Source organism: Pseudomonas sp. LRF_L74, from assembly GCF_965644255.1.
Taxonomy (GTDB): Bacteria; Pseudomonadota; Gammaproteobacteria; order Pseudomonadales; family Pseudomonadaceae; genus Aquipseudomonas.
This window is the reverse complement of record NZ_CBFFRH010000005.1, coordinates 388,298-414,463: the sequence shown is the minus strand read 5'-3', so window position 1 is coordinate 414,463 and position 26,166 is coordinate 388,298. Positions and strand designations below refer to the sequence as shown.

Sequence of the window (26,166 nt, the reverse complement as noted above, 5' to 3'; positions counted from 1 at the left end):
GTATCAGTGTTCGCCTCGGCGCAGACCGGCCGGCGGTATGGGATAGGCGCGTGCGATGGAGCGTCCGATGAGCACGGCGACGGCAGCCTTGATCAGGTCCCCAGGGAGAAACTCCACCGCCGCCAGCAGTGAGGCACCGAGGCCGCTGCCCAGGCGCCAGGCGGCCACAGGCAGGCCGCAGGCGTAGATCACCAGAATGCCGCCGACGATGTTGGCCAAGGCCGCGCGTACCAGCGAATAGCGTGCGGTAGGGCGCGGCGCCAACCAGGCGATGACCGCCACCCCTGGCAGCCACCCGAGCAGGAAGCCGGCAGACGGGCTGAACAGCGGTGCCAGACCGCCTCGACCTCCCGAAAGCAGGGGCAGTCCGGCCAGGGTCAGGGCAATGAACGCGAGTACGGCAAATACCGCGCGGCGTGGTCCCAGGAGCGTGCCAGCCAACATCACGCCAAGGGTTTGTGCCGTGATCGCCACCGGGCCAATCGGAATGATGCCGAACAGGCCGAGTGCGGCAATCAGTGCTGCGAACAGGGCGATCAGAGCCAGGTCGCGGGGCAGGAGCGTGCGCCGTTGATTAGCGGGCGTTTCGGTAGCAGATGAGGATACGGCGCTCTTGTTGCTCATGACGGCACTCACTACTCAATTGGTTATTAGTCAATCTGTTAACTGATCTTCATGCTACATAAGCGTTTTTATTCTCAAAAGATTGATTTGATCTATCTATATATTCCTGGTCGGTTATCTACTTATGATTCAAAGCGAGCTGAGTGATTTCAATTTTGTCGGTATAAGCGAGGATTTGTTGACATTATAAGTCAATTTCACGAACACACCTTGGTGTGGAACGATCTGGCAGTACGAGGATTGATCTTGCATTTGTTATAGGTTTAACCATTAACAAATTAGGGCGTTTTTAAACATATTGATATTGGTTAGACTAATGACTGAGTGTGAGATATCCGAGACTGCCGTTATGCCTCCGGAGGAGGAGTGTTCGATCATGAGTGAAGAAAAACAGGGTTTGAGCGAGCGAGACCTGCGCTTTAATTTTCGCAGCGGCACCCCGGCTCTGTTCCTGGTTGAAACCTTTGGCGAGTGGACCCGGCGTCGCTACGACCGGATTCAGAACGGGCAGATATGGAATGACTGGCTGAGCCAGATTGGCCTGCCCACGGTGAGCGGTCAGGTCAGCCAGGAAGAACTGGAGAAGATGCGCGACCTGCGACGTGCAATCTACGGTGTCGCCCAGGCCCGGGTGAAGAACCTACCGCCATTGCCAACCGATGTTCGGGCCATCAACCAATATGCCGAACACCCCGTTCCGGTAACCCAATTGCAGGCTGATGGGCGAACCAGGCTGGTGCCGGAAACGGTCACTCAGAACCAGGTGCTGGCACTGATCGCGCGTGATGCCGTGGAGTTGTTCTCCGGGCAATATGCCGAGCGCATTCGTGAGTGCGAAAGCCATATATGCCCGGTGATTTTTGTCGACCGCTCACGGCGGGGCGATCGTCACTGGTGCTCTACGAATTGTGGGGCACGGCACGCTACGGCCCGTTATAGGCAACGGCAGCAAAATCAGGAGGACCCGGGTTAAGGGCTGTTGACGTTTCAGATGGTCCGGGTTGCCGCGAGAGTTCAACCATTCGATCGGAATCGTTGGTGGGCAGCCAGATTGCAGCGGCGTGCATGGCTTCTGGTCAAGCCTTGCTATGGCTTCTGGCGTAATGGCGACAACGCCTGTGGCAAGGACAGGGCTGTGGTAGAGTTGATCCGCTCCATGGCGAGGCTAGAGCTGATATCGGTGATGTCGGGTAGGCGCGCAGGTCACTGAGATCCAGACACTGGTCAATGCTGCGCAGGAGGTGTTGGGATGGGACGTGATCTTCCAGATTGAACCGGTAGAACAGGTGCTGCTGTCTTCCCGGTAGCTGCCTCATCGTGAGTTCGCGACCGAACGACCCAACCAGGTGTGGTGCGGCGACATCACCTATATCTGGGCACAAGGTCGCTGGAATTACTTGGCAGTGGTGTTGGATCTGCATGTAAGACGAGTGATCGGCTGGGCGATGTCCGCCAAACCGGATGCCGATCTGGCCATCAAGGCGTTGGACATAGCCTACGAACAGCGAGGGAAACCGCAGCAGGTGCTGTTTCATTCCGACAGTAAGAATGTGCTGGCCAGTGTTTCCAGATGGCCTGACCCACACTCCGATCGACCCTTGTGTCTTTCCCCGGACCTGCCGACCATCCGGGAACACTGCGCGTCAAGGTGACTGCCTTGCCGATACATGTGACCCAAGAAGGGCCTGACACCACGTCACTTTACTGTCTTGTCCAGATATTCGGTTTAAGCGGTTCAGTTCGTGCTCGGTGAACCGGAGCGACCCCGCCATGAGCAACGTTAAGGCCAACAGTGTTTCGAAACAGGTCGTAGGCGGTGTAGATACCCATAAAGATCTGAAGGTTGCCGCAATCGTAGATGAGCAGGATCGTATCCTGGCCAGCGAGAGCTTTGCGACTACTCGTCAGGGCCACAAGCAAATGCTGACGTGGATGCGTTCGTTTGGCGAGCTGATGCGGGTTGGGGTCGAGTGCACCGGAACGTACGGCGCCAGACTATTACGCTATTTGGAACAGTCTGGTGTAGTCGTCCTTGAAGTTACCGCGCCTGATAAAAGTGATAGGCGCAAGCGGGTCAAAGATGACACCTTCGATGCCGGAAATGCCGCGCATGCGGCCTTCGCAGGTGTTCGTACAGTTACTCCCAAAAAACGAGACGGCATGGTCGAATTGTTGCGCGTGCTCAAGGTGTGTCGCAAGACCGCCATACAGGCCCGGCGCGTTGCACTGCAACTCATCTAGAACACTATCGTCAGCGCGCCTGATGAACTGCGTGAGTCATTACGCACGCTGACACGCATGCAATTGATCAGAACGCTGGCAGCATGGCGTCCAGATCTATCAAACTATCGCCAAGTCGCGTCCACCTACCGGATCGCCCTGAAGTCGCTGGGGCGGCGTTATCTCGAACTGCATGACGAAATAGCGAACCTGGATGTGATGATTGCGGGCTTGGTTGACGACCTTGTCCCAGAGTTGGTTTCCCGCAATACCATCGGTTACTAGACTGCTGCCCAGCTTCTACTGACGGTAGGCGATAACAGCGATCATTTCTGCTCAGAGTCCAGCTTCACGGCCCTATGTGGTGGGGTTAGCTCAGTCCAGGCCTCTTCAGGGAAGGTCACCCGACATCGCCTGAATCGAGGTGGTGATCGTGCCGCAAACAGTGCGTTATCACTTCCAGAAGTGCCTTGGGTCAATAACCTACTGAGAGATCACGGTTAGGCTGCTTCCAAGATGATCCAGTAGTCGGTCAGCCTGCTGATACGGATTGGCAGGGTACGTACCAGAGCCTCCAGCATCAACTCACTGTCATCGAGACGGAACAGCCCGCTGACGCGCAGGCTCGCAACCTGCGGATCGACGCGGACGACCCCTTGGCGATAGAGCCGCAGCGCCTCAATGACCTCAGCCAGCGGCTGGTCGCGGACCTCCAGTATGCCGTTGACCCAGGCACCCTCGTTGCCCTGGCTTGGCGTCACTGGCCCAAATCCGTGACGGTCGAAGTGCACCTGGCTGCCGGCCGCCAGCTCCAGCCAGACGCCCTGCGCGCTGCGCATCGAGAGCGCCGTCCCGAACGAAACGACCTGGCTGTAGTCGCCATGCCGCAGTAGCACGCGGCCCGCCGGTAGATGCGCCTCACCATCCGCGGTGGCTAGCACGAAGGGCTGCGCTCCAGATCGCGGTGCGACCTCCAAGAGGATCTCCCCATCGTGTAGGCGTAACTTGCGGTCGCCCATGTCCACCGAGCTGCAGGCGTTCAGAGTCAGCCGGCTGCTGTCCGCCAGGGTCACGCTGCGGCGTTCGCCGGTACCGGTACGTAGGTCAGCTAGCAGGCTGTCCATCGGGAGTGCCCGGCTTCCCAGCAGCGTCCCGCCAAACGCCAAACTACCAAGTGCTAGCGCTTGGCCGAGCAACCTGCGGCGCGATGATGGAGCAGCCAGCGCACGGCGTAGCAAGTCGCTGTTGACACCCTGGGACTGGGGCACCTGCAATAATACCCCGAGGGTACGCTCCAAGCATTTGCAGAGCCGCTCGTGATCCGGGTCACGCAGACGCCAGTCGTGGAACGCCTGCAATTCAGCGTCGCTGGCCAGGCCGGAATTTACCAGCACTAGCCATTGGGTAGTCTCGTCGATCAGCCGCTGCCGCTCGCTCATCATTCCTCCTATTTTAGGCTGAAGAGCAGACAGCGTTTCAGTGCTCTGGCCATGTAGTCGCTTACCGAGCGCTGGGAAATATCCAGTGCAACGGCGATCTGTGGGTAGCTCATGCCATCCACCTGAGAGAGTAGGAAAGTCGCCTTGACCTTGGTCGGCAGACCGTCGAGCAGACGGTCGATTGCGACCAATGCCTCGATCATTTGTACCTGCTCCTCGGGCGATGGCGCCAGCGTCTCGTCCTGACCGCGTAGGCCCTCCAGATAGGCGCGTTCCAGATCGCGGCGGCGCCAGGTCTGGAACAGCAGGCGCCGGGCGATGGTCCCGAGGAAGGCGCGCGGCTCTCGGATCGTCTCGTCTGGCGGCGCACCGAGGATCTGCACGAAGGTTTCCGAGGCTAGATCCTCGGCAGTCGCCCGGCAGCGTAGATGAATACGCAGACGAGCACACAGCCAGGGGTAATGCTCGCGAAAAAGATGGCCCACGTGTTCGTGGTGGAGAAGCTGGTCAGCACCGGACATGATGGCAATGGCTCCGAAGATAATGCAGGGGCCGGCGGTCCGGTCGGCGTATCCTAGTTAACCTTTCTTATGCTTGAGAAATAACAATATTCAGGATGTATATTTTTTATTGTTCTATGTAAATCGCTTGCCGACGGAGTCCATCGGCGCTTCATCGCAGTTTCGCGACAAGAGCCGTTACCAGCAGTATTCGACGACCTGCCAGCCCGTTTCTATCCTCTCGAAGCAGAACTTTTCAGTCGTAATCTGGATTCATCCTGGCTACGGCTAATCGAATAAAACCGCGGCTGATTTAGCGAAACCGCTCGCTGCCAGCTTGCATTTTGCGGGCGAGGATAGCCGCCTTAAGTGCGCTCCAGGCGTGTCCCCCTTAAGTCTTTTTACGCGGCCGACGCAAGTTTACTGTTTTGCCCACCGTGAACATCTCGCGCCCGGCATCCTGTAGATGTTTGGTCCCGGAATGAGATGGTGCGGGTCGATTTTGAAGACCGATGGGTCTTTGATTCAGGCATCGCATACGGTTTGGTAAGGTGTTCGCCACTGTAAAGCTTTGAGATGCCTGGCGAAGTTGTAGACCGTGACGAAGGCCAGTACCTGGGCTTCCAGGCTTTTCGGATCGTCCTAGTGGTATGTCTTTATCGTGGCGTCCTTGATGGTGCGGTTCATGCGTTCGGCTTGCCGCGCTGCCACCACTGTCCATCGACATGCTTGCCCGGTATTCCTTCAATCGAAGCAGATCTTCTCGGTACTGCCGGCTGGGGCACGCTTACCCTCAGCTTTGTTTCTGGCCGGGCTCGCAGGCGCGCCATTGGCTTGTAGGCTCTTTCGTGGTCAGACGCCGGCCAGGCGTTGTAGGTGTCGGAAAACGCCCACGCATAAGCTTATAGCCAAGCGTTCTGCAAGATTTCCCCCGCTCGCGCCACATCCCCTGCATGAACGCCGTCGAGTCCTGGCGGCAATAACGATAATCGTCGGGGGATACTGTCTTGCGCATCGCCAAACCTTTCCAGCATCAGTTGCTGGCGCTTTCCATCGCCGCCGGGATCATCGCCGGGCCGGCCATTGCCGCCGAGCGGCAGGTCTACCACATCGCCGCCGGCTCACTGGACACGGTGCTGATCGGCATCAGCCGACAGAGCGGCCAGGTGATTTCCTTTGAGCCGGGTATCGGCCGCCTGCCGGCGCCCGCCGTGGAGGGCGAGCTGTCGGTCGAGGAAGCGGTGCGCCAGGCGCTGGTCGGTAGCGGCCTGGAGTTGCAGGTCAGCCCCGGCGGGGCGTTCGTGGTGGTCAGGAAGGCCGCCGCGGAGCCTTCGGCCGCCGCTGCCGCCGTCCCTCCGGGCACGGCGCGCTGGGAGCCGCTCGCCGACTCGCCGCGGCTGGATACGATCATCGTCACCGGCACGCGGCGCAGCGATACCACGGCGCTGGACAGCGCAGCGCCGGTCCAGGTGGTTACCCACGAGCAGCTTGTCTCCACCGGGGCGACCAACCTCAACGAGGCGCTGATGACATTGGTACCGTCGTTCAGCTATCCACAGGAAATGCCGACTTCCAGCGGCAATCTGAACGTCAAGGGGGCAACACTGCGCGGTCTGGCGCCGGAGCAGGCGCTGGTGCTGGTGAATGGCAAGCGGCGCACTCCGAACGCGGTGGCCAAGTCGCAGTCCGGCCCGCTGACTGGTACCCAGCCGGTAGACATCAACACTATCCCGCTGGTCGCCATCGAGCGCATCGAGGTCCTGCAGGATGGCGCTTCTGCGCAGTACGGCTCGGATGCCATCGCAGGGGTGATCAACATCATCCTCCGCGAGGCGGGTGATGGCGGCAGCCTGACTGCAGAAGCCGGCAAGTACTTCGACGAGGGTGATGGCCTGCGCCGTCGCCTGGGTGGCTGGAAGGGCTTCAGCCTGCCCGGCGATGGCTTCCTCACCCTGAGTTTCGATGGTGACAGTGGCGAACAGACTGACCGCTCCAAGGATGACCCGCGGCGCTGGTATTTCACCGGCGACTCGCGGGAAAGCAGCTTCGATCGCGGGCAATTCGTCACTGGGACACCGGAGCATGATCGCTATTCGCTGCTCGCCAACACGGCATTCAATGTCAGCGAGCAATTGCGTCTGTACGGCTATCTGAACTATGCCTACTACAAGACTCTGGGGACCAACAGCCCGACCACGGCACGCGACGATGGCAACGTTCGCTCGATCTTCCCGGATGGCGTGCAGACCCGCAACGGCACCGAGAACCACGATCTAGCCGCTTCCTTCGGTGCCCTGCTCGGCGAGCTGTACGGCGGTCAACTGGACCTGAATGCCAGTTATGGGCGCTCCAGGGCTCAGGAGTACTGGGAGGATGAGCTCAACGCGACCCTCGGCGACGACAGCCCGGTCGGCTTTGTCACCGGTACCCGGATCAATGCGCAGAGCAACCTCACCGCCGACTATGTACGCGAGCTGTTCGCCGGGCGTGCTGCGGGGCCGCTTACCCTGTCGGGCGGGGTGGCCTACCGGCGCGAGGACTTCGAGTTGCGCGCGGGCGACTACCTGGGCTGGGTGGACGGCGGGGTGGCGATTCTCGATGGGCCGAATGCCGGCGATGCGGCACCCAGCGGCCGGGCGGTCAGCAAGGCCGATGAAGCGGAGTATGCCCGTGAGGTGTTTGGCGCTTACCTGGGCGCGGAAGGCAACCTCACCGAGAAGCTGTCGCTAGGCGCCACTGCCCGGGTCGAGAATTACTCGGACTTCGGCAGCACCTGGACCGGACGGCTCTCCGGGCGCTACCAGTTCGTCGCAAGCTTCGCTCTGCGCGGCTCGCTGAGCACCTCCTACCGGGCCCCGTCGCTCGGCCAGATTGGCATCACCTCCAGTTCGAGCAGCGCCGACAGCAGCGGCAACCCAGTGTACAAGAAGATCGTCCCGGCGCAGAGCGCGATTGCCCAAGCCCTCGGCTTCCCACAGTTGGAGCCGGAGAAGTCGAAAAACATCTCCCTGGGCCTGGTCTGGCAACCAGACCCGTTTAGTTCGCTGACCATCGATGCCTATCAGATCGACATCGATGATCGCCTGCTGCTGTCCGACGACTTCACCGGTACTTTGGTGACTAACCTGCTCACCGCCAGCGGCTATTCGGGGATCAGTTCTCTGCGAGTCTACGCGAACGCCGCCGATACCCGTACCCGTGGCGTCGACATCGCCGCCCGGCGCTGGTTCGACCTCGGCTCGCGAGGCCGGCTGGAGCTGTCGGCCGGCGGCGCGATCGTGCGCAACGAGGTCAAGAAAGTGTTTTCCGCGCCGGGCGTGCTGGCCGCTGCGGGCATCGACATCAACTCGGCCTACACGGTGGACGTGCTCGAACACGGCTACCCGCAGGACAAGATCATCCTCGGCCTGAACTACGACCTGGCGAAGTGGGGCGTGCGCCTGGCTGCGGTGCGTTACGGGCGGACCAAGAACGTCAACTCGGATACCTCGCAGAACTACTGGCTGGACCCGCAGTGGGTGGTCGATGCCGCGCTTTCCTACGACTTCAGCGATTCGCTGAGCGGCACCCTGGGGGCGAAGAACCTGTTCAACAGCTACCCGGACGAGCCGCCCTACGTGGTCAACAGCATCAACCGCTACTCGTCCTTCTCGCCGGCCGGCTTCAACGGCCGCTACCTGTTCACTTCGGTGACTTACGACTTCTGAGGAGCGCTGAACATGACGGAATCCGTACGGGCTTACTACACCATCTGCCCGGTGCTGGTGGCTTCCAATGTCGCGGTGGAGCTGGGCTGGCTGGACGAGGAGTTCGAGCGGGCCGGCGCTCGGGCCGACTACCTGCGCTCGCTGCCCCGGGAGCAGGGCTGGCTACCGCACTTCAACCATTCGCTCTCCCCGCTGTTCCGCGATGGCGGCGCGATTCCGACCATCGCGGCGAAGGCAGACCGGGTCGACAGCGTGCTGCTCGGGCTCACCGCGACCCAGCGCGGAGGGCAGATTCTCGCCCGCGCCAGCGAGGGTCTGCATCACGTGCGGCAACTGCGGGGCCGGTGCATCGGCCTACCGCGCTACCTGGGCAGCGAGCGGATCGATTTCGTCCGGGCCATCTCCGAGTACGCCTTCGAGGCTGCCCTGGGGGCCGCCGGACTGGCCCCAGGGGATGTTCACCGGCTGGACCTGGATGGCGCGGAACAGCCCCCGGAATACCTTCCGGCCAGGCGTCCATCGGGGTTTTGGCCGCAACTGGTGGAAACCCCGGCGCTGCAGTCACGCGAGGCGCGCGCGCTGCTCGACGGCCAGGTCGACGCGATCTACAGCCGACGCCCCGGCTTCACCCGGGAGTTGGTGGAGAGTGGCGCGGTCACCGTGCTGGCTGATCTCGGGCAGGTGCCGGACTGGACCCAGGCGCTGGAGAACGGCCCCTTCACTATGGTGGTGGACCGCGCCTTCGCCGAAGCCCATCCGCAGGTGGTTGTGGCCTTCCTACGTGCCTCAATCCGCGCCGGGCGGTGGATCAACGGCAATCGTGATGCCGCCGCGCAACTGCTGCTGCGGGTGACTTCCTTCCCCGACACGCAGTTGCTGCGCGCCGCCATTGGCGAGCTCGATTTCGTGCCCAACCTGTCGCCGCGCAACCTGGCAGCTATCGAGCTGCGCCGGCGCTTCCTGCGCAGCCGCGGCTACCTGAACAACGATTTCGCGGTCGACCAGTGGGCCGATCCGCGCTACCTGGCCGAGGCGCATGCCTCTCTGAGCGATCCACAGGAGTAGACGATGTCGGTGATCCATCAGCGCAGCGCCGCCGTGCGCGATACCTTCGAGGCCATCAAGGCCCTGCAACCCGGCAGCACGCCGACGGAACCGTTGGTCGAGCGCCTGCGCGCCCTGGTCGGCGGCCTGGCGGCGCGCCGCGAGCTGTTTCCGGCGCACAGCTTCCCAGTCAAGCCGGGCTCGCCCGGCGGCGGCATGTACCGGCTGGCCGAAGACCCCGACTATGGCTATGCGATCTACCTTTCGGTAGGCGTCACCGGGCGCGTCAACCACCCGCACCGGCATCGTTCCTGGGCACTGATCGCCGGGGTCGCCGGGCGCGAGCGCAACCGGCTGTACCGGCGCGTGGATGCGGGCGAGGAGGAGGGTCTGGTGCGCCTGGAGCAGTTTGACGACCTGTATGTCGAGGCGGGCAGCGGACTGTTCCTGCCGGTGGGCGAGTACCACAACATCGAGGTGGTCGGCAGCGTCCCGGCCCTGCACCTGCATGCCTACGAGATCGGCCGCGATGCGCCGGGCAACCCCTACGCGCGGCCGCACCGCCTGGCGGTGCAGTTCCTCGACGGCCACGAGGCGCTACTCGACGCGCCGCCGCCGCCGCCCGAACGGCGCCTGTTCGTGCCGCGGGTGGACGCCGCGCAACTCGCCGAGGCGCTGACGGCCGGGCCGCTGACGGTGATCGTCATCGACGACGCCGAGCCGGGGCCGCTTGCTGCGCAGGCGTCGCTGCGCCTAGACGACTGGGAGGCCGGACTTGAACGCTTGCCGCCGGCGCGGGCCGGCGAGCCGCTGATCATCGTGGCGGCCGACCCCGACGTTGCTGAGATCGCCGCGATCCGCCTGGCGCGCCTGGGCTTCAGCCACCTCCACCATTACCAGAGTCCGGCGCATGTTCCTGCTTGAACAATGGCTGGCGGGCCTGCCTGCCTTCGCTTCCGGCGCGGACGCGCGGCGCTACCTGGACGGCGTGCGGATGACCCTGGAGCTGTCGCTGTGGAGCCTGTCGCTATCGTTGCTGATCGGCGTGCTCGGCGCCTGGATGAAGGCTTCCCGTCTGAAGCCCCTGCGCCTGGCCGTCGGCGGCTACATCGAGCTGTTCCGCAATACGCCGCTGCTGGCCCAGGTGTACTTCTTCTACTTCGGCCTGGGCTCGCTGCTGCCGATGGCGAGCCAGGCCGACGGCAGCACGGAGCGGATGGTCGGCAACTTCAGTTGGGCGGTGATCGTCCTCGGCCTGCATGCCGGCGCGTTCAAGGTCGAGGCCCTGCGCAGCGGCGTCGACGCGGTTCCCGCGGCGACCCTGGAAGCCGCAGCCGCGCTGGGCCTGAGCCCGCTGCAGGTCTACCGCAAGGTGGTGCTGCCGCTGGCCCTGCGCAATGCCTTGCCGGCCATCGGCAACAGCATGGTGCAGGGCGTCAAGGCGACCTCGGTGGCCTACGCCATCGCAGTGCCGGAGATGATGTCGGCCGCCAACCGGCTGTGGACCGAGAACTTCAACGTGCTGCAGATGATGCCGGTGGTGCTGGCTACCTACCTGCTGCTGGTGCTGGCGGTGACCCTGTTGTTCAAGGGCTTGGAGCGAGGCCTGCGCTTGCCGGGGTATCACTACCGATGAACGACATTCTGCCGTTGCTGCCGCTGTGGGCCCCCGATCTGGCGCGGGGCTTCAGTCTGAACATTCTGATGAGTGTTGTTGCCACTCTACTTGCCACTTTACTCGGAGCCCTGTTGGGCACCATGCAATGCTCTTCGCTACGCGCGCCGGCCCTCGCTGCCAGTTGGCTGACCCAGTTGCTGCGGGCCTCGCCGCCGCTGGTGGTGGTGTTCTACATCATGTACCTGCTTCCCTTCGAGGTCAGTTGGCTGGGTGGCTACTATCTGCTGCCAGACTGGCTGAAGGCTTCCGTGGGGCTCGCCCTGCCGGCCTGCGGCTACATGTCAGAGATCGTCCGTGGTGCCATCCGGGCGATTCCTCTCACCCAGTGGGAGGCCGCCGCCGCGCTGGCCCTCGACAGCCGCCAGAGCCTGCGCAGGGTGATCGTCCCACAGGCGCTCAGGAGCATGCTACCGCCGTGGATGAACCTCTACTGCATGCTGACCATGGGCACCTCGCTGGCCTCCCTGCTGGGCGTCGAGGAACTCATGCTGACCCTGGAGATCCGCCTGTCCGGCGAGACCCGACCGGACCTGCTGCTGCCGGCCTATGGCCTGACCTTCGGGCTGTTCTTCCTTTACATCTATCCGCTCTCCCTCTGGTCCAGGCGACTAGAGGCAAGGCTGGGGCATTACCGATGAGCCAAAACCTACCTACTGCAATCCAGATCGACATGCGCGGAGTAGCCAAGCGCTACGACGGCCAGCGCGTGCTGGACGGTATATCGCTGCAAATCCGCCGTTCCGAGATCGCCTGCCTGATCGGACCTTCGGGCTCCGGCAAGTCGACCCTGTTGCGCACCATCAACGCTCTGACCCCGGTGGACGCGGGGTCGATCACGGTGGCGGGGATCGAAGTGACCGCCGCCGGCCTGGACCTCCTGCAACTGCGTCGCCAGGTCGGCATGGTGTTCCAGAACTACAACCTGTTCCCGCATCTGACGGTGATGCAGAACATCACCTTGGCACCGATCACCGTGCTCGGCGAAGAGCCCGAGGCGGTGCGTGAGCGGGCCCGAGAGCTGTTGCGTCAGATCCACCTGGAGAAGAAGGAAAACGCCTACCCCGGGCAGTTGTCCGGTGGCCAGCAGCAGCGCGTGGCAATCGCCCGCAGCCTGGCGATGCGCCCGCAAGTGATGATGTTCGACGAAGTCACCGCGGCCCTCGACCCGGAGACGGTCAAGAAGGTCCTGCTGACCATCCGTGACGTCGCTGCCAGCGGCATGACCTGCTTGATCGTCACTCACGAGATGAGCTTCGCTCGGGAGATCGCTGACACGGTGTATTTCACCGATGGTGGGCGGATAGTCGAATCCGGGTCCCCCGAGAGGATCTTCGCTGCTCCGCAGGATCCGCGTACCAGGCGGTTTCTGGAGCGTGTACTGTGAGGCGCGCCGGACTGTCCGGATTCTGCCTGGCTCTGGGCCTGCTCGCGGGACCGTGCGCCAGCGCCGACGATGCGCTGCAACGTATCGCGGAGCGCGGCCTGCTGCGCGTCTGCCAGCCGATAGAGTCGCCGCCGTTCGCTTACCACGATGCCAGCGGTCGCCAGGTGGGCATTCTCTTCGAACTGTCCGAGGATCTGGCACGGCGCTTAGCGGAGCATTTCGGCAAGCCAGTAAGGCTGGAGCTGGTGCGCCACACGCCGACCAACCGCCTGGAGTTCATCCGCGGCGGCCGTTGCGACCTGATGTACCTGCTCGGCCACGACCGCAGCAAGATCCGCGCGGACTTCGCCGAGCCGGCGGTGCTACGCACCGGCTCGGTGTTCATCGCCCCGAAAAGCTACCGGATCGCCGGCTGGGAGGAACTGCGCGGCCGTAAGGTGTGCGGCATGGTCTCTTCGCCCTGGGCGACGCTCTACGAGCGGCGCTACGGCATTCGCTACGTGTCCTACGGTGGCCACTTGGAGTCGCTCAAGGCCATCGAGGACGGCCGCTGCGTCGGTCTGCAGGCCTCGGCGCGGGTCTACGAGGCGCTGCGCCAGGATAACCAGCACTGGGGGCAGAACATGGAGGCCAAGTTCCCACCCCAGGACGAACTCGACTACGGCCTGGCTCTACGCCAGGGCCAGCCGGCGTTGAAGGCGTTTGTCAGCGAGGTTGTCGGCCAGTGGCACCGTTCTGGGTTGATTCTCGATCTCTACCGCAAACATGGCCAGACGCCCGATGCCTGGCTCAGGAGCATGCATGACTCACGCTAAGACCCGACAACTCCGCCTGGCCGCCATGCTGCCGGCCCATGCGGCAAAGAATGGCGCCTGGCGCCTGCCGGAAGCGCAGGCCGACATCGCCCGGCGCTTCGAACCTTTCGTAGAGGCCTGCCGGACTCTAGAACGTGGCCGCTTCGATGCGCTGTTCCTGCCCGATGGCTTGTCCGTGGGCGATGATCCGGTTGCCCTGGCCGGCAGCGGCCGGGTCATGCGTTGGGACCCGCTGACCCTGTTGCCGGCCTTGGCACCGTTGACCCGCCATCTCGGCCTAGTGGCTACCGCCAGCACCTCCTACAACGAGCCCTATGCCTTGGCGCGGCGACTGGCCTCGCTGGACTGGCTCAGCGGTGGGCGCGCCGGATGGAACCTGGTGACGTCGACCAGCGGCGGGGAAAACTTTAATCTCGACCAGCACCTGGAGCACGACCTGCGCTACCAGCGGGCCGAGGAGTTCGTCGAGGTGATCAAGTCGCTGTGGGACAGTTGGGAGGACGAGGCGCCGCTGCTCGATAAGGATGCCGGGGTACTCTTCGACGTCGCCCGCATGCACCGCCTGGAACACCGTGGCCGGTATTTCGCGGTGAAGGGGCCGCTTAACGCGCCGCGCCCGCCGCAGGGTCACCCGGTGGTGTTCCAGTCCGGCTCCTCGGAGGTCGGCCGGGAACTCGGCGCGGCTAGCGCCGACGTGATCTTCACTGCTTCGCAATCGCTGGCCGACGCGCAAGCCTTCTATGCCGACATGGCGCGCCGGCTCGAGGCTCACGGCCGCCGACAGGACGAACTGCTGATCATGCCTGGGGTGAGCGTGCAGGTTGGGCGCACGCTGCAGGAGGCCCAGGAGTGCCACGAGCGGGCGCAGACTTATGTCGAACGGAACAATGCCCTGTCGGTTGCCTCCGGGCGCATCGGCTTCGACCTGGCGGCGTTGCCCTTTGATGCGCCGATCCAGTTGCCAGAGACTGTGCCACTAACCAATGCCAACCAGAGCCGCCAGCAGTTGCTGCTGAATCTGGTGCGCGAGGAACGGCTCAGCGTCCGGCAGTTGCTGGAGCGTATGTCTTCGGGCGGCCACCGGGTGCTGATCGGCACCCCGCAGAGCATTGCCGATGACTTCCAGCATTGGCTGGAAAGCCGCGCCTGCGATGGCTTCAACCTGATCTTCCCGCTGTTCCCAGGAGACGTCGAACGGTTCGTCGAACTGGTGGTGCCTGAGTTGCAGCACCGCGGGCTGTTGCGCACCGAGTACCGGGGCGCCACGCTGCGCGACAACCTTGGCCTAGCCCGCCCGGGCAACCGCTTCGTCCGGCAGGCGCAGCAATGAGCGCGCGGCAGATGAAGCTGGGGCTGTTCCTCAGTGGCTACGGCCATCACCTGGCCGCCTGGCGCCAACCCGGCGCGCAGAGTCTGTTCGAGTTTGCCAACAGCCTGCGCTGGGTGCGCCAGGCCGAGGCCGCCGGATTCGACCTAGTGTTCCTCTCGGATACACCGGCGATCAAGAGCCACGGCAGCCCGGTCGACTGGCGCGGCCCCGGTGGGGTCCGTTTTGAGCCGCTGACCCTTCTCGCGGCGCTGGCCGTGCAGACCTCGCGCATCGGCCTAGTGGCGACCGCGACGACCAGCTACGAGGCGCCCTATCACCTGGCGCGCAAGTTCGCCTCGTTGGATCACCTATCGGCTGGGCGAGCCGGCTGGAACATCGTCACCAGTTCCTCGCCGGCAGTGGCCGGCAATTTCGGTAGCGACGGGCAACTGGAACATGACTTGCGCTACCGCAAGGCCGCGGAGTTCGTCGAGGTGGTCAAGCGGCTGTGGGACAGTTGGGAGGACGACGCCTTCCTGGTCGACCGCAAGGAAGGCCGTTTCTACGACCCCGGCAAGCTTCATGTCACCGGCCACCGGGGAGAATTCTTCGCGGTCGCCGGGCCGCTCAACATCGCCCGACCGCCGCAGGGCCACCCAGTGCTGGTGCAGGCCGGCTCCTCCGAGGCCGGGCTGGACCTCGCGGCGCAGAGCGCTGAAGTGGTGTTCACAGCCCAGCAGCGCTTTGAGGATGCCCTGCACTTCGCCGGCCGCCTGCGCCAACGGCTGGTCGCCGGACGCCAGGTGCGGATCATGCCGGGGGTCACCTTGCACGTCGGGCGTAGCCGCTCCGAGGCCGAGGACAAGTTCCAGCGCCTGCAGGATCTGATCCATCCCGAGGTCGGCCGCAAGCTGCTATCCGGGATGGCGGGCGGCTTCGATTTCTCCGGCTACCCGCTGGACGGCCCGCTGCCGGCGCTGCCGCCGACCAATGGCAATCGCAGCCGTCAGCAACTGCTCGAAGAGCTGGCCAGCCGCGAGGCGCTGGACCTGCGCGGGCTCTACCAGCGACTGGCGGCGGCGCGCGGGCACTGGACCCTGGTCGGCACCGCCGGAGAGTTGGTCGATCAGTTGCAGCACTGGTTCGAGGCCGGCGCTGCGGACGGCTTCAACATCATGCCGCCCTGGTTGCCCGGCGGGTTGGACGACATCCTCGAACTGGTCGTGCCGGAATTGCGCCGCCGCGGGCTGTTCCGCCAGCGCTACGGCGGCAGCACCCTGCGCGAACACCTGGGACTCGACCGGCCGGCCAACGGCTTCGCTCACGGCGAGGCGCGCGCTTGACCCGGAGCCTGTTCCAGCATCGCAAGTTCATGCTGTTCTGGCTGGCGCGGGTGGCCGGCATGGCCTCCAACCAGATGCAGATGGTTGCGGTCGGCTGGCAGCTCTATCAACTGACCGGCAATGTCCTCGACCTGGGGCTGGTCGGGCTCGCGCAGTTCCTGCCGACGCTGCTGCTGGCGCTGCCGGCCGGCCACTGGGTGGACCGCTTCGACCGCCGCCGTGTGCTGCTGGTGGCGCTGCCGGTCAAGGCCCTTGCGGTGGCGCTGTTGGGCGTCTGCGCGCTGCAGGACGAGCCGAGCCGGACGCTGATTCTGCTGCTGGTCGCCCTGATCGGCGCGGAGCGGGCGGTGGAGATGCCGGCCAATGCCTCGCTGCTCAGCAGCCTGGTGCCGACGGGCCTGCTGTCACGGGCCTTTGCCCTGTCCAGCGGCGGCATGCAGGCGGCCATCGTAGTCGGCCCGGCGCTGGGCGGCTTCATCTATCTCGCCGGGCCCGAGGCCGCCTACTTTGTCAGCGCCGTCCTGTACCTGGTGGGTGCCGGGCTGATCGCGGCGATCGGCGGGCGGCACCTCTCCGGGATGCGCGAACCCTTCGGCTTCGCCTCGCTGTTCGCCGGCTTCCACCACCTGCGCCGTCATCCCGTGGTGCTCGGTGCCATCACCCTCGACCTGTGCGCCGTGCTGATCGGCGGCGCGACCGCCTTGCTGCCGGTGTTCGCCGCCGATGTGCTGCGGGTCGACTCCTGGGGGCTCGGGCTGTTGCGCTCCGGCCAGGCGGTCGGCGCTCTGCTGGCCGCGTTGTTGCTGGCCTGGCGACCGCCCATGCAGCGTGTCGGGCGCTGCCTGTTCGGCGCGGTGCTGGTCTTCGGCCTGGCCACCATGGGCTTCGCCGCCTGCACCTCGCTTCCCATGGCGATGCTCGCCCTGGCGGTGGTCGGTGCCGCGGACGTGATCGGCACGGTCCTGCGCCAGACGCTGATCCAGATGGATACTCCGGATGCTATACGGGGCCGGATCGGAGGGATAAATACCCTATGCGTCAGCGCCTCGAACCAGTTGGGCGAATTCGAGTCCGGGCTGAGCGCCTCGCTGCTGGGAGTGGTGCCCGCCATATTACTGGGCGGTGTCGGGGCGCTGGCTGTCGCCGGGCTGTGGATGTACCTGTTCCCCGATCTACGCCAGCGCGACCGTATGGGAAGCTACTTATAGATAAGGCCCATAAATAAATTAACTTTCATTGAAATTTGTGCGGTGCTGTGTGTATGGAAAAAGACGATGCCCGGAAGCTTAGTCCAACTGAGCAATACGAACGCCGACGAGAGGTGATCTGAGCTTACCAGCAAGGACGAACACGCGCCCAGATCGCCGCAGAGGTCGGGTTATCTCATTCCCACCGTCACATGCGTGATTGAACGCTATGAAGCCCAAAGCAATGGCAGCGTTGGCGGGGCGCCGGTATAGCGAAGATCAAGTGTTGACTGAGGAACAGGAAGCGACAATACGTAAGCTCATCGATGACAAACGCCCCGAGCAATTGAAGATGGAGTTTACGTTGTGGAGCCGAGCGGCGGTGATGGTGTCGATCGAGCTGGCCCCCTGAAAGTGAGTGCTGCTACAACAGTGCCTGGAATATATGCGGCGCCCCCCCGTGGCTAAAGAGCCCGTTTCGGGGTAAGCCTTAGAACATATCCACCGAGTAAACAGATATCGCCCAGAGGTCATAAGAATCTGCAGTGATTAATTGCCTATTAAGATTAAGGTGATCTTTGGGGGCAACGAATAGTAGTGGATTCATTCTGATCATTAGTTCTTCTTTCATGTTTGCAAGACTAACTATCCCCAGTTGATGAGCAACCGCTGCACGTAACTCTTTCAAATAGCCAGCTGAATAGTTGTCTGACTGCAATTAATTAACATGTCGATTTAGGGGGCGGTATTTTGTCTTTGCTGACGAAAATACATAAATTACCAAAGTCAACGACTGAAGCGAGGAAAGAGCCACTTGAGAAAGTAGATACAAAACTACTTATAGGTTCACCGGATGGCAATGTACCGCGTGTCAACGTACACCCTAAAAATCAGAGAAATCTAAATCAATACGAGCGCTTGTACCAGGAACGCCACCGATAAGATATGATCCAGTTTTGGACGGTGCTCCGCGGTCCATTGGTGCATGTGCTAGTATAATTCGCCCCGTATTTACCTGGTGAATTCTAACTTTTTCAATATTGTCTGAATTCAAGTCATAATGTCTGCTGTTAACAGCATGTAGAGCAGCTCTAGTTGAAATGTTTTCGCAGTTACTCTGCCAATCTATGTGTGGTAAAACTGTGTTGGCTTGACCAGAAATAATCAATATCGCAATCTTTACGAGTTGATGTACCTATAACTGCAACTTTACTCGTTAGCTTATCTGCGCCTCCAAGCCCGTCTATTTGACGAATGTCTGGGCTACCAAATAAACGAAGTATCAGTGCACCACGACCCAGTCCTGATGGCGGCAAGAAACTACGTTCTAAAAATATCCATTTACTACTGCCGCCTCTAATTATAGAGCATGGAATAGTCTCAAAAATCTAATGAGGAGAGTTTATACAATATTCCCTGCAACAATTTTTAATGGCATTCGTACGTCAAATGAAAAATCAGGGCACTCGAAGTTTCGAACATGCTCAGCTATATCAACTAGGTAACTACTAGCTATTGGGTCGGAGAGGCTATTTTTGTAGGCAGACCAGGTTTTCATGTACTCCACAATCTGAAGGATTGTCCACTGCATATGTATCTCGAAGCTAGGAGTGCTCACTCGCTCAAAAGGGAAGGATATATCCATATTGCTATACCCATCCCAAAGTATACGGTTGTTTACTGCCCAGAAGGGCTGTATTGCACTGCGGAAAGGTGCGACTACATTTTCGTCTAACGGGGTGCCTGTGAACAGCCAATCGTAGCCCCATGCACAAAAGAAAGCATTCTTTCGGGATACTCGGCGGACCTCTGGCCAAAACCTACTGTAATCAAACCAATGCAGGGCTTGCGCAACTGTGACTAGATCGAATGTATTTGAATCGAACGAGGTATTTTCTGCGGACTGCACAGAGAAAGACACATTGGGTGCATATAAATGGTTAGAAATCTGCTCTTGGCTAACATCCGTTGCGAATACATTAGAGAAACGTGAGGCAAGATCAACCGCAGCTTGTCCGTTTCCGGTTGCGCAATCCCAGACATTATCTGTTCGCTGGCAGCAACCCGCTATCCAATCGAGTAGTGAATCGGGATAGCGGGGGCGAGATTGGGCGTAGTTATTTGATTTTATCGAAAAAGTGTTATCACTCATGGCATTCCTCTAACGGATTCTGAAATTCTATCCCAATCTTTGTACGATATACTTACCCACTTCCCGCCCCTCCCCGGAAGGTTCCTGGATCCACTGACCCCATCATAGGTATCAAAGAAACAGGTAAAAATCCGCTATTATAGGGTGCGACCCAGGTACGGATGGCAAGTCGAGTAACATCCAAAGTTGATCGAACGCCGCCACTTTGAACGGGCTGGTGTCCGAGGGGGCTGCAGTTCTGCTTCTGGCCCTGGCCCTTGGGCGATTGCATGGGCACGATTGGATTGGCCAGCGCCTCGAGCGTACCGCTGTCTGGTTCGAGCAACGTAATGGCGACCGTATGTGCATCGAGCACGCTGGCGGATGCGACGCGCAGCAGCAAGGTGCGTGTCCACGAGGTGCTTTGCAGGATGTAATCGATATCGGTTTTGACCGCTACGGCGTCGAAGGGCGTGCCGTCGGAAAAGATCTTGTCCTCGAAGTACCGATCCTTCACCGATCGACGAGCCTTGTGAGGGTGTCGACGTACTGCCCATCACCAGAGCATTTTCCACACGCCCCTGTCTACCTTGTTAAAGACCTGTGCCTTGATTGGCTGCATATGGATATATGAATCGGGTCTGAGGCGACACTGAAAAAACGCTTCACGGATTGCACTCAGGAGAAAATCCAAGCCAGGAAGTTTCTCCATGCCAACCGTGTCCTCACTGCTTTTCACCCGTAATCCTGCGCTGCTGTTGCTGAGCTGCGCCTGTCTGCTCCATGAAGCGGTGCTGGCGGAGCCGCAAACCCGGGAGCGGGCCAACGCGGCAGTTCAGCAGTTTGATATTGCTGCCGGTGATCTGGTCGGTGTGCTGCTGAGCATTGTGCGCCAGAGTCATACTCCCATCGCCTTCGAACAAGAGCTGGTGCAGGGGTTGTATAGTCCGGCGATCCGTGGCGCACTCGATGTCGAACAGGCGCTGCGCCAGGCCCTGAAAAATAGCGGCCTGGACTATGTTCGAGGAGAGGCGGGCGGCTTCGTGTTACGTCGTGCACCATCCGCTCTCTCGCCGCAAAGTAGCGTTGCGCCGGTCAGCGCGCCCTTGGCGACGGTGGTGGTCACCGGTACCCGCAGGACCGACGTACAGGCGCAGAACAGCCTCAGCCCAGTCGACGTGGTCAGCGCCGAGCGCTTGCGCAGCAGCGGGGCGGTCGATCTGCGCGATGCGCTGGCCAAGCTGCTGCCCTCGCTGACCCGCCAGGCCCAGCCGTTCAACGCCTCGGCCCTGACCCGCACCCAATCGCTACGGGGACTGAGCCCCAACCATGTGCTGGTGCTGGTCAACGGCAAGCGTCGCCACGAGACCGCCAACCTGAATATCAGCGGCGGCCTGGAAAAGGGCTCCACCGGGGTCGATCTGGATACCATCCCGGTCAGCGCCATCGAGCGCATCGAGGTGCTGCGCGACGGCGCTTCGGCGCAGTACGGTTCGGATGCCATCGCCGGGGTGATCAACATTATCCTCAAGTCCGCCGATTCGGGCGGTGCGCTGGCGGGCGACCTCGGCCAGACTGATGATGGCGACGGTTTCACCCACGGTGCCGGCGGCAACGTCGGCCTGGCCTTGGGCGACAGCGGCTTCGTCAACCTCAGCGCCGAGTACCGCGAGCAGGAGCGCACGGTGCGCAGTGGCATCGACGAGCGCACCGGACGGCGCGACAACATTTCCATCGGCGACCCGGCGTTTCATCGCCAGTCGCTGGCCTACAACGCCGGTTTCGGCCTGGGCGAGGATGTAGAGGCCTACAGCTTCGCCACCTACACCCATCGCAGCGCATCGTCCGCCGCCAACTATCGTCTGGCCTCGGTGGCGCCGACTCTGTACCCGAACGGATTCACGCCGAATCCGACCAGCGACGAGGATGACTATTCCGTTCTCGTCGGCGTGCGCGGCGACCAGTTGCTGGGCGACTGGCGCTGGGATTTGAGTACGGGGTATGGCGCCGACCGTCCGGACATCGGCATGACCCATTCGGTGAACGCGGCGATCTACCAGCAGACCGGGACCAGTCCGACCCACTTCGACCTGGCCAGTTACCGCAACACACAGCGGACCACCAACCTCGACCTGGGCCGCGACTTCGAGATAAGCGGGCTCGCAGCGCCACTGAGCCTGGCCGTCGGCGTGGAGCAGCGTCGCGAGAGTTACCGAATCGAAGCCGGCGACTACGCCTCCTACTACAGCGGTGGTGCCGAATCGTTGGCTGGGCTTTCGCCGCTCAGCGAGGGCAAGTGGTCGCGTGACGTATGGGCGACCTATATCGACCTAAGCACTTCACTGACCCCGGATTGGGAGGTGGACGTGGCGGCCCGTTATGAGGACTTCAGCGAGTTCGGCAGCACCGTCAACGGCAAGTTGGCTACCCGCTATGCGTTCAGCCCTCGCGTGGCATTGCGGGCCAGCGTGAGCAGCGGTTTCCGTGCACCGTCGCTGGTGCAGGAGCACTACACCGGGCTCAGCGTCGGGCCGACCATCGCCCTCGGTCTGCTGGCCGCCAACTCCGAGGCCGCCAGCAGGCTGGGTGCCGAAGCGCTCGACCCGGAAAAATCCACCAGTTACAACTTCGGCCTGGTGCTGGAACCCTGGGACAACACGACGCTGAACATCGATGCCTACCTGATCGATATTCGCGACCGCATCGTCGACAGCGGCACCTATTCCGGCCAGGCGGCCATCGATGCGCTGACTGCTGCGGGCATCAGCCTGCCGTCCAGCGCCACCACGGTCAGTACCCATTACCTGGCCAACGGCGCCGACACCCGTACCCGTGGCCTCGATATCACCGGGCGTTATCGCCTGGAGCTGGGTGGCTACGGCCAGATCGACTGGGAGCTCTCGGCCAACTTCAACCGCACCCGTCTGCTCAAGAACCATCGCGGTGCCAACGGCGACCTGCTGCTCAACGCCCAGCAGATCGCCTGGATCACCAGCTCGACGCCGCGCAGCCAGGTTTCTCTCGGTGGCACCTGGAGTCGCCAGGACTGGGAAGTCAGCCTGCGCCTGACCCGCTACGGGCGTACCACCTCGGAACTGGACTACACAGTCGGACCCGATGCCTGGTCGACGACGACCTTCAACCACTTCGTCAACAGTCCCAAGTACATCACCGACATCGCCGCACGCTACCGGGTCAACGATCACCTGACCCTCACGGCTGGTGCCGACAACCTGTTTGACGTACGTCCGGACAAGTTGCCTGCGGAGAACACCACCTACGGCGACGTACTGCGCTATGACACCTACGCCTCGCAGATCGGTTTCAACGGTGCGTTCTACTACCTGCGCGCGGCGTATCGGTTCTGAAACGACGGGCAGCCGATAAAACTTGATGCTGAACGACAAGCTGTCGTGCCTGCTTTTCTGTCCAGTTTTCCTGTCTTCAGCTCTGTTGATCGAGGGTTTAAGGCGACCGAATTCAGAGGATTTACCTATGCGCGAGGCGATGACATCGCACGCCGAATCAGTTGTGAAAGCCGGCCATGGTGAGCGTGAGTTCTCCCCAGCCGCCATTGGCGTGCTAATCGCTTCGCTGGTCGCGCTCATGCTCGGGCCGACTGGTATTCTGCTCAACACCTTCAGCCTGTTCATTGCCCCGATGAGCGACGAGTTCGGCTGGGATCGCGCCGAGGTGTCGTTACTGGTGACGTTCTTTGGCCTGGCAGTGGCGATCACCAGCCCGCTCAAGGGGTGGCTGATCGACCGCTACGGCGCGCGACGGGTAATGCTGTGCCTGACGTTCGCCTTGGCGTTGCCACTGCTCGGCTTGGCGATGGTGCGCATGGTGTGGCAGCTGTATGCGCTGTTTCTGGTGATCGGTATTCTGGCGCCGGGCAACCTGCCGTACGGCCGTATCCTTGGTCTTTGGTTCCGGCACCGTTTGGGCATGGCCTATGGTGTGCTTGGCCTGGGCTTTGGCATCGGCGGGCCAGTGGGGTTGTTCATCGGCCATCAGAGCTTGGAGCTATGGGGCTGGCGCACGACCTATCTGGTCTATGGTGTGCTCGAGTTGTGCGTGGCGCTGCCGCTGCTGGCCTGGCTGTTTCGCGAGCGCCAGCCGGTGCCCGCGCAATCTGAATCGAGCATTGCTAGCGATGGGCTGTCGGCGCGCCAGGCCTGGTCTGGTATGAGTTTCTGGTTGGTGCTGGCGAACCAGGTGTTGGCGGTCTTCGTGATGAGCGGAGTGATGACCCATGGTGTTCCGATGCTGGTCGAACGGGGCTTGTCACGCGGCGAGGCGAGTGGCGTGTTATCAGCCTTGTGGGTCGGCATGATGGTCTCGCAGCCCTTGACCGGCTGGTTGATGGACCGTTTCGCCACGCCGCGAGTGGTATTGCCCTTCGCCCTGCTCGCCGTCGTCGGCATGCTTGGGTTCCAATTGGGCAGTACCGGTGCGGCGCTATGGCTGGCGGTATTCATGATCGGGCTCGGCGGAGGAGGGGAAAGCGGTACCACCAAGTACCTGCTCATCCGCTATTTCGGCCTGCGTCACTTCAGCGTGATCTATGGCTCGATCCAGCCGTTCACCTTCGCCGTGTCGATCAGCTTCGGTGCCTGGTGGCTCGGTTGGCTGTACGACCGGGCCGGTAGCTACTGGCTGGCGGAATGGGGGCTGTCGCTGGCGTTCGCCGTGGCCGCGTTGAGCCTGCTGGCGTTCCGCCCGTACCCGTCGCCCGCCGAGCGCTGACGGCAGGCGCTGGCTCAGGCATCGAGCAGTTCGCCGATGACCTGCAGCGCGGCAATATCGACATGGAAGTAGCCCTCTTGAACTTCCTCTTCTGCGGCTTGCCGGCGTCCACATCAGGAAGCCGGCTGGTGCCATGGCGCTGCAAGCATCTGTGCAGGGACGATCGGGTCAGTCGGTTGCAGGGCATACAGGCAATCGTCCAGCGGTAGTAACCTGTGCTTGCGGAAAGCGACGATGGCTCTGCCTCTTCTTCCAACGACAACACCGTGGAATGGGCTTGCTTCGGCCCGGTCGGCCGATCTGGTTCGCGCACGTCGGTGGCCGCAGTCGGCCACCAATTACGCCACTGCGGACCCGCGCGCACTAGATGAAGATCGCATAAGCATAGTGTTGGAAAGTTGAGCCTTATTCGCGGCAGGCGGTCCTAACGGCCCATCGCAGCGGTGGGCATAAGCCCCGGTTGCCGCGGCCTGCAGGCGGAAAGAGGGAAGGGCGGGGACCGTTGAGTGACGATAAGAGATTATAAATAGTGCAATGGCAGCGGCGAATTTTCACTGCGCGGGCGAATTTATTTTCCCGCACGCTGCAGGCTGGCTGTGGTTATTAGCTAAGACGCAATTGGTATGTTACGAGGCATTTTCCTGCGTGCTAGGTTTTTCCCCGCAAGCGCCGTGGCCATTGGCAGCCGGCGCCTTTGGGATGCACTTTGCACGGAGAAACCAAGTGAGCGATTACATCCAGACCGATGGCGCCAGCTTCTTCCGGGTAGGCCGCCAAGCCTATGTGTCAGCCGAGTTGTACCGCCGCGAGTTGAACGAAATTTTCGACCGCACCTGGCTCTATGCCGCGCATGACAGCGAGCTTCGCGAAGCCGGGGACTTTTTGACTCGTGAGGTCGGCGGCCGCGAGCTGATTCTGCAACGCCAGGCCGATGGTAGCCTCGGCGTCTACCTGAATGCCTGCGCCCACCGCGGGGCTCGGGTGTGCAACGAGCGCGCCGGCAACACCCAGCGCTTCACCTGCCCATATCACGGCTGGACCTACGACGGGCAGGGCGCACTGATCGGTGTGCCGGACCGCTCGGCCTATGGTCTGCCCGGGCATTGCGACCTGCAACAATCGCTGATCCGCGTGCGCCACGACAGCTACCGTGGCTTCGTGTTCATCCTCTATGGACGCAGTGCCGTCAGTTTGGCGCAGCACTTGGGCGGCGCACGGGACTATATCGACCTGATTCTCGACCAGTCCGAGGCTCCGCTGGAGATCATACCCGGCGCCTTCGACCACGCGATCAAGGCCAACTGGAAGCTGCTCGCCGAGAACGGCGTGGACGCCTACCACCTGCCGTTCGCGCACAAGCGCTACCTAAAGTACCTCGACACCCTCGGCACCGATCCGGCCTCGCACCGCCGGAGCGGGCGCGGCGAGGCGCTGGGCAACGGACATGCGCTGATCATGAGCGGGCCACCCTCCACCGGCCGGCCCATCGCCTACTGGAGCCCGCTGTTCCCCGAAGCGCTGAAACCTTCCATCGAAGCCAAGTTCGACGAACTGGTACGGCGTTTCGGCCAGGCCCGAGCCGAAGAGATCGCACATACCAACAAGAGCTTGTTCATCTTCCCCAACCTGGTGATCAACGACATTCTCGGTCTGAACATCCGTACTTTTTTCCCGCGCGGCGCCGACCAGGTTAGCGTCACCGTGTGGGGCGCCGGCTTCGCCGACGAGAGCGCCGAGGAGCGTGCCGCGCGTATCAACGGGCTGATCTCGTTCATCGGCCCCGGTGGATTCGGTACCCCGGACGATGTGGAAATCCTCGAATCCTGTCAGCGCGCCTATGCGCATGCCGCCATCGGCTACAGCGACTTCTCGCGCGGCCTGCTGGCCGGCAGCCGACGACATGTCGACGAAGAACAGAACCGCGGCTTCTGGCGCGAATGGAGCCGGCGCCTGGAAGGCGCATCCGTACGCCCGTCGCAGGCCCTGGCCATCGCGGTGTGACGCCGCTTTCTCGATAACCGATCAATCGTCCCTGC

19 protein-coding genes and 6 pseudogenes are annotated in these 26,166 nt (G+C 62.1%); 17 read left to right on the top strand and 8 right to left on the bottom strand.

What is annotated here, in order from left to right; all coding sequences use genetic code 11:
- Window positions 1-3: 3 nt before the first annotated feature.
- A complete protein-coding gene (locus ACSZPK_RS15440) occupies window positions 4-624 on the bottom strand; it encodes a biotin transporter BioY (RefSeq protein WP_437882350.1) in 621 nt (206 codons plus the stop codon).
- A gap of 376 nt (window positions 625-1,000) precedes the next feature.
- On the opposite strand from ACSZPK_RS15440, the gene ACSZPK_RS15435 reads away from it, so the two are divergent.
- The 3 genes and pseudogenes from ACSZPK_RS15435 to ACSZPK_RS15425 all read left to right on the top strand — a co-directional run.
- Complete coding sequence (locus ACSZPK_RS15435) at window positions 1,001-1,597, top strand: CGNR zinc finger domain-containing protein (protein WP_437882349.1); 597 nt, start codon at window positions 1,001-1,003, stop codon at window positions 1,595-1,597.
- A gap of 343 nt (window positions 1,598-1,940) precedes the next feature.
- A pseudogene (locus ACSZPK_RS15430) lies at window positions 1,941-2,165 on the top strand (DDE-type integrase/transposase/recombinase); the annotation flags it as partial.
- Between the two features lie 229 nt (window positions 2,166-2,394).
- Window positions 2,395-3,303 (top strand): annotated as a pseudogene (locus ACSZPK_RS15425) (IS110 family transposase); the annotation flags it as partial.
- A 41-nt stretch (window positions 3,304-3,344) separates the two neighbouring features.
- Here ACSZPK_RS15425 and ACSZPK_RS15420 read toward each other — a convergent pair.
- The 3 genes and pseudogenes from ACSZPK_RS15420 to ACSZPK_RS15410 all read right to left on the bottom strand — a co-directional run.
- The gene (locus ACSZPK_RS15420) at window positions 3,345-4,283 is read right to left on the bottom strand and encodes a FecR domain-containing protein (RefSeq protein ID WP_437882348.1); all 939 of its coding nucleotides are present in this window, start codon (window positions 4,281-4,283) and stop codon (window positions 3,345-3,347) included.
- Between the two features lie 8 nt (window positions 4,284-4,291).
- The gene (locus tag ACSZPK_RS15415; protein ID WP_437882347.1) at window positions 4,292-4,804 is read right to left on the bottom strand and encodes a sigma-70 family RNA polymerase sigma factor; all 513 of its coding nucleotides are present in this window, start codon (window positions 4,802-4,804) and stop codon (window positions 4,292-4,294) included.
- 507 nt (window positions 4,805-5,311) lie between these two features.
- Window positions 5,312-5,482: pseudogene (locus tag ACSZPK_RS15410) on the bottom strand (integrase core domain-containing protein); the annotation flags it as partial.
- 308 nt (window positions 5,483-5,790) lie between these two features.
- Here ACSZPK_RS15410 and ACSZPK_RS15405 point away from each other — a divergent pair.
- The 11 genes and pseudogenes from ACSZPK_RS15405 to ACSZPK_RS15355 form a co-directional block, all read left to right on the top strand.
- Entirely contained in the window at window positions 5,791-8,490 is a 2,700-nt protein-coding gene (locus ACSZPK_RS15405) for a TonB-dependent receptor domain-containing protein (RefSeq protein ID WP_437882346.1), read from the top strand.
- A gap of 12 nt (window positions 8,491-8,502) precedes the next feature.
- On the top strand, window positions 8,503-9,555 hold the full coding sequence (locus tag ACSZPK_RS15400) for an ABC transporter substrate-binding protein (RefSeq protein WP_437882345.1): 1,053 nt from the start codon (window positions 8,503-8,505) through the stop codon (window positions 9,553-9,555).
- 3 nt (window positions 9,556-9,558) lie between these two features.
- Window positions 9,559-10,458 carry a hypothetical protein gene (locus ACSZPK_RS15395; RefSeq protein WP_437882344.1) on the top strand — a complete coding sequence of 300 codons (900 nt, stop codon included), beginning with the start codon at window positions 9,559-9,561 and terminating at the stop codon, window positions 10,456-10,458.
- Window positions 10,445-11,170, top strand: a complete 726-nt coding sequence (locus ACSZPK_RS15390) for an amino acid ABC transporter permease (RefSeq protein ID WP_437882343.1) — start codon at window positions 10,445-10,447, stop codon at window positions 11,168-11,170. Before ACSZPK_RS15395 ends, ACSZPK_RS15390 begins: the two co-directional genes overlap by 14 nt.
- Window positions 11,167-11,850 carry an ABC transporter permease subunit gene (locus ACSZPK_RS15385; protein WP_437882342.1) on the top strand — a complete coding sequence of 228 codons (684 nt, stop codon included), beginning with the start codon at window positions 11,167-11,169 and terminating at the stop codon, window positions 11,848-11,850. The genes ACSZPK_RS15390 and ACSZPK_RS15385 overlap by 4 nt, the downstream gene beginning before the upstream one ends.
- Window positions 11,847-12,596: an amino acid ABC transporter ATP-binding protein gene (locus ACSZPK_RS15380; RefSeq protein WP_437882341.1), complete on the top strand. Its 750-nt coding sequence runs from the start codon at window positions 11,847-11,849 to the stop codon at window positions 12,594-12,596. Before ACSZPK_RS15385 ends, ACSZPK_RS15380 begins: the two co-directional genes overlap by 4 nt.
- Entirely contained in the window at window positions 12,593-13,411 is an 819-nt protein-coding gene (locus ACSZPK_RS15375; RefSeq protein ID WP_437882340.1) for a transporter substrate-binding domain-containing protein, read from the top strand. The genes ACSZPK_RS15380 and ACSZPK_RS15375 overlap by 4 nt, the downstream gene beginning before the upstream one ends.
- Window positions 13,398-14,741: an LLM class flavin-dependent oxidoreductase gene (locus tag ACSZPK_RS15370; protein ID WP_437882339.1), complete on the top strand. Its 1,344-nt coding sequence runs from the start codon at window positions 13,398-13,400 to the stop codon at window positions 14,739-14,741. Before ACSZPK_RS15375 ends, ACSZPK_RS15370 begins: the two co-directional genes overlap by 14 nt.
- Window positions 14,738-16,063, top strand: coding sequence for an LLM class flavin-dependent oxidoreductase (locus ACSZPK_RS15365; protein WP_437882338.1), 1,326 nt, complete (start codon window positions 14,738-14,740; stop codon window positions 16,061-16,063). The genes ACSZPK_RS15370 and ACSZPK_RS15365 overlap by 4 nt, the downstream gene beginning before the upstream one ends.
- Window positions 16,060-17,271: an MFS transporter gene (locus ACSZPK_RS15360; RefSeq protein ID WP_437882337.1), complete on the top strand. Its 1,212-nt coding sequence runs from the start codon at window positions 16,060-16,062 to the stop codon at window positions 17,269-17,271. Before ACSZPK_RS15365 ends, ACSZPK_RS15360 begins: the two co-directional genes overlap by 4 nt.
- A gap of 53 nt (window positions 17,272-17,324) precedes the next feature.
- Window positions 17,325-17,650, top strand: a pseudogene (locus ACSZPK_RS15355) (helix-turn-helix domain-containing protein); the annotation flags it as partial.
- Window positions 17,651-18,133: 483 nt separating this feature from the next.
- Here ACSZPK_RS15355 and ACSZPK_RS15350 read toward each other — a convergent pair.
- The 3 genes and pseudogenes from ACSZPK_RS15350 to ACSZPK_RS15340 all read right to left on the bottom strand — a co-directional run bounded on the left by ACSZPK_RS15350 (window position 18,134) and on the right by ACSZPK_RS15340 (window position 19,898).
- Window positions 18,134-18,626 (bottom strand): annotated as a pseudogene (locus tag ACSZPK_RS15350) (PrpF domain-containing protein).
- 26 nt (window positions 18,627-18,652) lie between these two features.
- Complete coding sequence (locus tag ACSZPK_RS15345) at window positions 18,653-19,402, bottom strand: class I SAM-dependent methyltransferase (protein WP_437882336.1); 750 nt, start codon at window positions 19,400-19,402, stop codon at window positions 18,653-18,655.
- A gap of 52 nt (window positions 19,403-19,454) precedes the next feature.
- Window positions 19,455-19,898 (bottom strand): hypothetical protein, encoded by a 444-nt coding sequence (locus tag ACSZPK_RS15340; RefSeq protein WP_437882335.1) that lies wholly within the window; start codon window positions 19,896-19,898, stop codon window positions 19,455-19,457.
- Window positions 19,899-20,091: 193 nt separating this feature from the next.
- Between ACSZPK_RS15340 and ACSZPK_RS15335 the strand changes: the two genes are divergently transcribed.
- Both ACSZPK_RS15335 and ACSZPK_RS15330 read left to right on the top strand, forming a co-directional pair.
- On the top strand, window positions 20,092-22,749 hold the full coding sequence (locus tag ACSZPK_RS15335) for a TonB-dependent receptor domain-containing protein (protein ID WP_437882334.1): 2,658 nt from the start codon (window positions 20,092-20,094) through the stop codon (window positions 22,747-22,749).
- Between the two features lie 139 nt (window positions 22,750-22,888).
- Window positions 22,889-24,130, top strand: coding sequence for an MFS transporter (locus ACSZPK_RS15330; protein WP_437882418.1), 1,242 nt, complete (start codon window positions 22,889-22,891; stop codon window positions 24,128-24,130).
- 41 nt (window positions 24,131-24,171) lie between these two features.
- Here ACSZPK_RS15330 and ACSZPK_RS15325 read toward each other — a convergent pair.
- Window positions 24,172-24,431 (bottom strand): annotated as a pseudogene (locus tag ACSZPK_RS15325) (IS481 family transposase); the annotation flags it as partial.
- A 422-nt stretch (window positions 24,432-24,853) separates the two neighbouring features.
- On the opposite strand from ACSZPK_RS15325, the gene ACSZPK_RS15320 reads away from it, so the two are divergent.
- Window positions 24,854-26,131 carry an aromatic ring-hydroxylating oxygenase subunit alpha gene (locus ACSZPK_RS15320; RefSeq protein ID WP_437882333.1) on the top strand — a complete coding sequence of 426 codons (1,278 nt, stop codon included), beginning with the start codon at window positions 24,854-24,856 and terminating at the stop codon, window positions 26,129-26,131.
- The last annotated feature ends 35 nt before the right edge of the window (window positions 26,132-26,166 follow it).

What these genes read in the sequence shown, in the direction of transcription:
- ACSZPK_RS15440 (WP_437882350.1), bottom strand. Translation starts at nt 624, where the DNA reads ATGAGCAACAAGAGCGCCGTATCCTCATCTGCTACCGAAACGCCCGCT.
- ACSZPK_RS15435 (WP_437882349.1), top strand. Translation starts at nt 1,001, where the DNA reads ATGAGTGAAGAAAAACAGGGTTTGAGCGAGCGAGACCTGCGCTTTAAT.
- ACSZPK_RS15420 (WP_437882348.1), bottom strand. Translation starts at nt 4,283, where the DNA reads ATGAGCGAGCGGCAGCGGCTGATCGACGAGACTACCCAATGGCTAGTG.
- ACSZPK_RS15415 (WP_437882347.1), bottom strand. Translation starts at nt 4,804, where the DNA reads ATGTCCGGTGCTGACCAGCTTCTCCACCACGAACACGTGGGCCATCTT.
- ACSZPK_RS15400 (WP_437882345.1), top strand. Translation starts at nt 8,503, where the DNA reads ATGACGGAATCCGTACGGGCTTACTACACCATCTGCCCGGTGCTGGTG.
- ACSZPK_RS15395 (WP_437882344.1), top strand. Translation starts at nt 9,559, where the DNA reads ATGTCGGTGATCCATCAGCGCAGCGCCGCCGTGCGCGATACCTTCGAG.
- ACSZPK_RS15390 (WP_437882343.1), top strand. Translation starts at nt 10,445, where the DNA reads ATGTTCCTGCTTGAACAATGGCTGGCGGGCCTGCCTGCCTTCGCTTCC.
- ACSZPK_RS15385 (WP_437882342.1), top strand. Translation starts at nt 11,167, where the DNA reads ATGAACGACATTCTGCCGTTGCTGCCGCTGTGGGCCCCCGATCTGGCG.
- ACSZPK_RS15380 (WP_437882341.1), top strand. Translation starts at nt 11,847, where the DNA reads ATGAGCCAAAACCTACCTACTGCAATCCAGATCGACATGCGCGGAGTA.
- ACSZPK_RS15370 (WP_437882339.1), top strand. Translation starts at nt 13,398, where the DNA reads ATGACTCACGCTAAGACCCGACAACTCCGCCTGGCCGCCATGCTGCCG.
- ACSZPK_RS15365 (WP_437882338.1), top strand. Translation starts at nt 14,738, where the DNA reads ATGAGCGCGCGGCAGATGAAGCTGGGGCTGTTCCTCAGTGGCTACGGC.
- ACSZPK_RS15345 (WP_437882336.1), bottom strand. Translation starts at nt 19,402, where the DNA reads ATGAGTGATAACACTTTTTCGATAAAATCAAATAACTACGCCCAATCT.
- ACSZPK_RS15335 (WP_437882334.1), top strand. Translation starts at nt 20,092, where the DNA reads ATGCCAACCGTGTCCTCACTGCTTTTCACCCGTAATCCTGCGCTGCTG.
- ACSZPK_RS15330 (WP_437882418.1), top strand. Translation starts at nt 22,889, where the DNA reads ATGACATCGCACGCCGAATCAGTTGTGAAAGCCGGCCATGGTGAGCGT.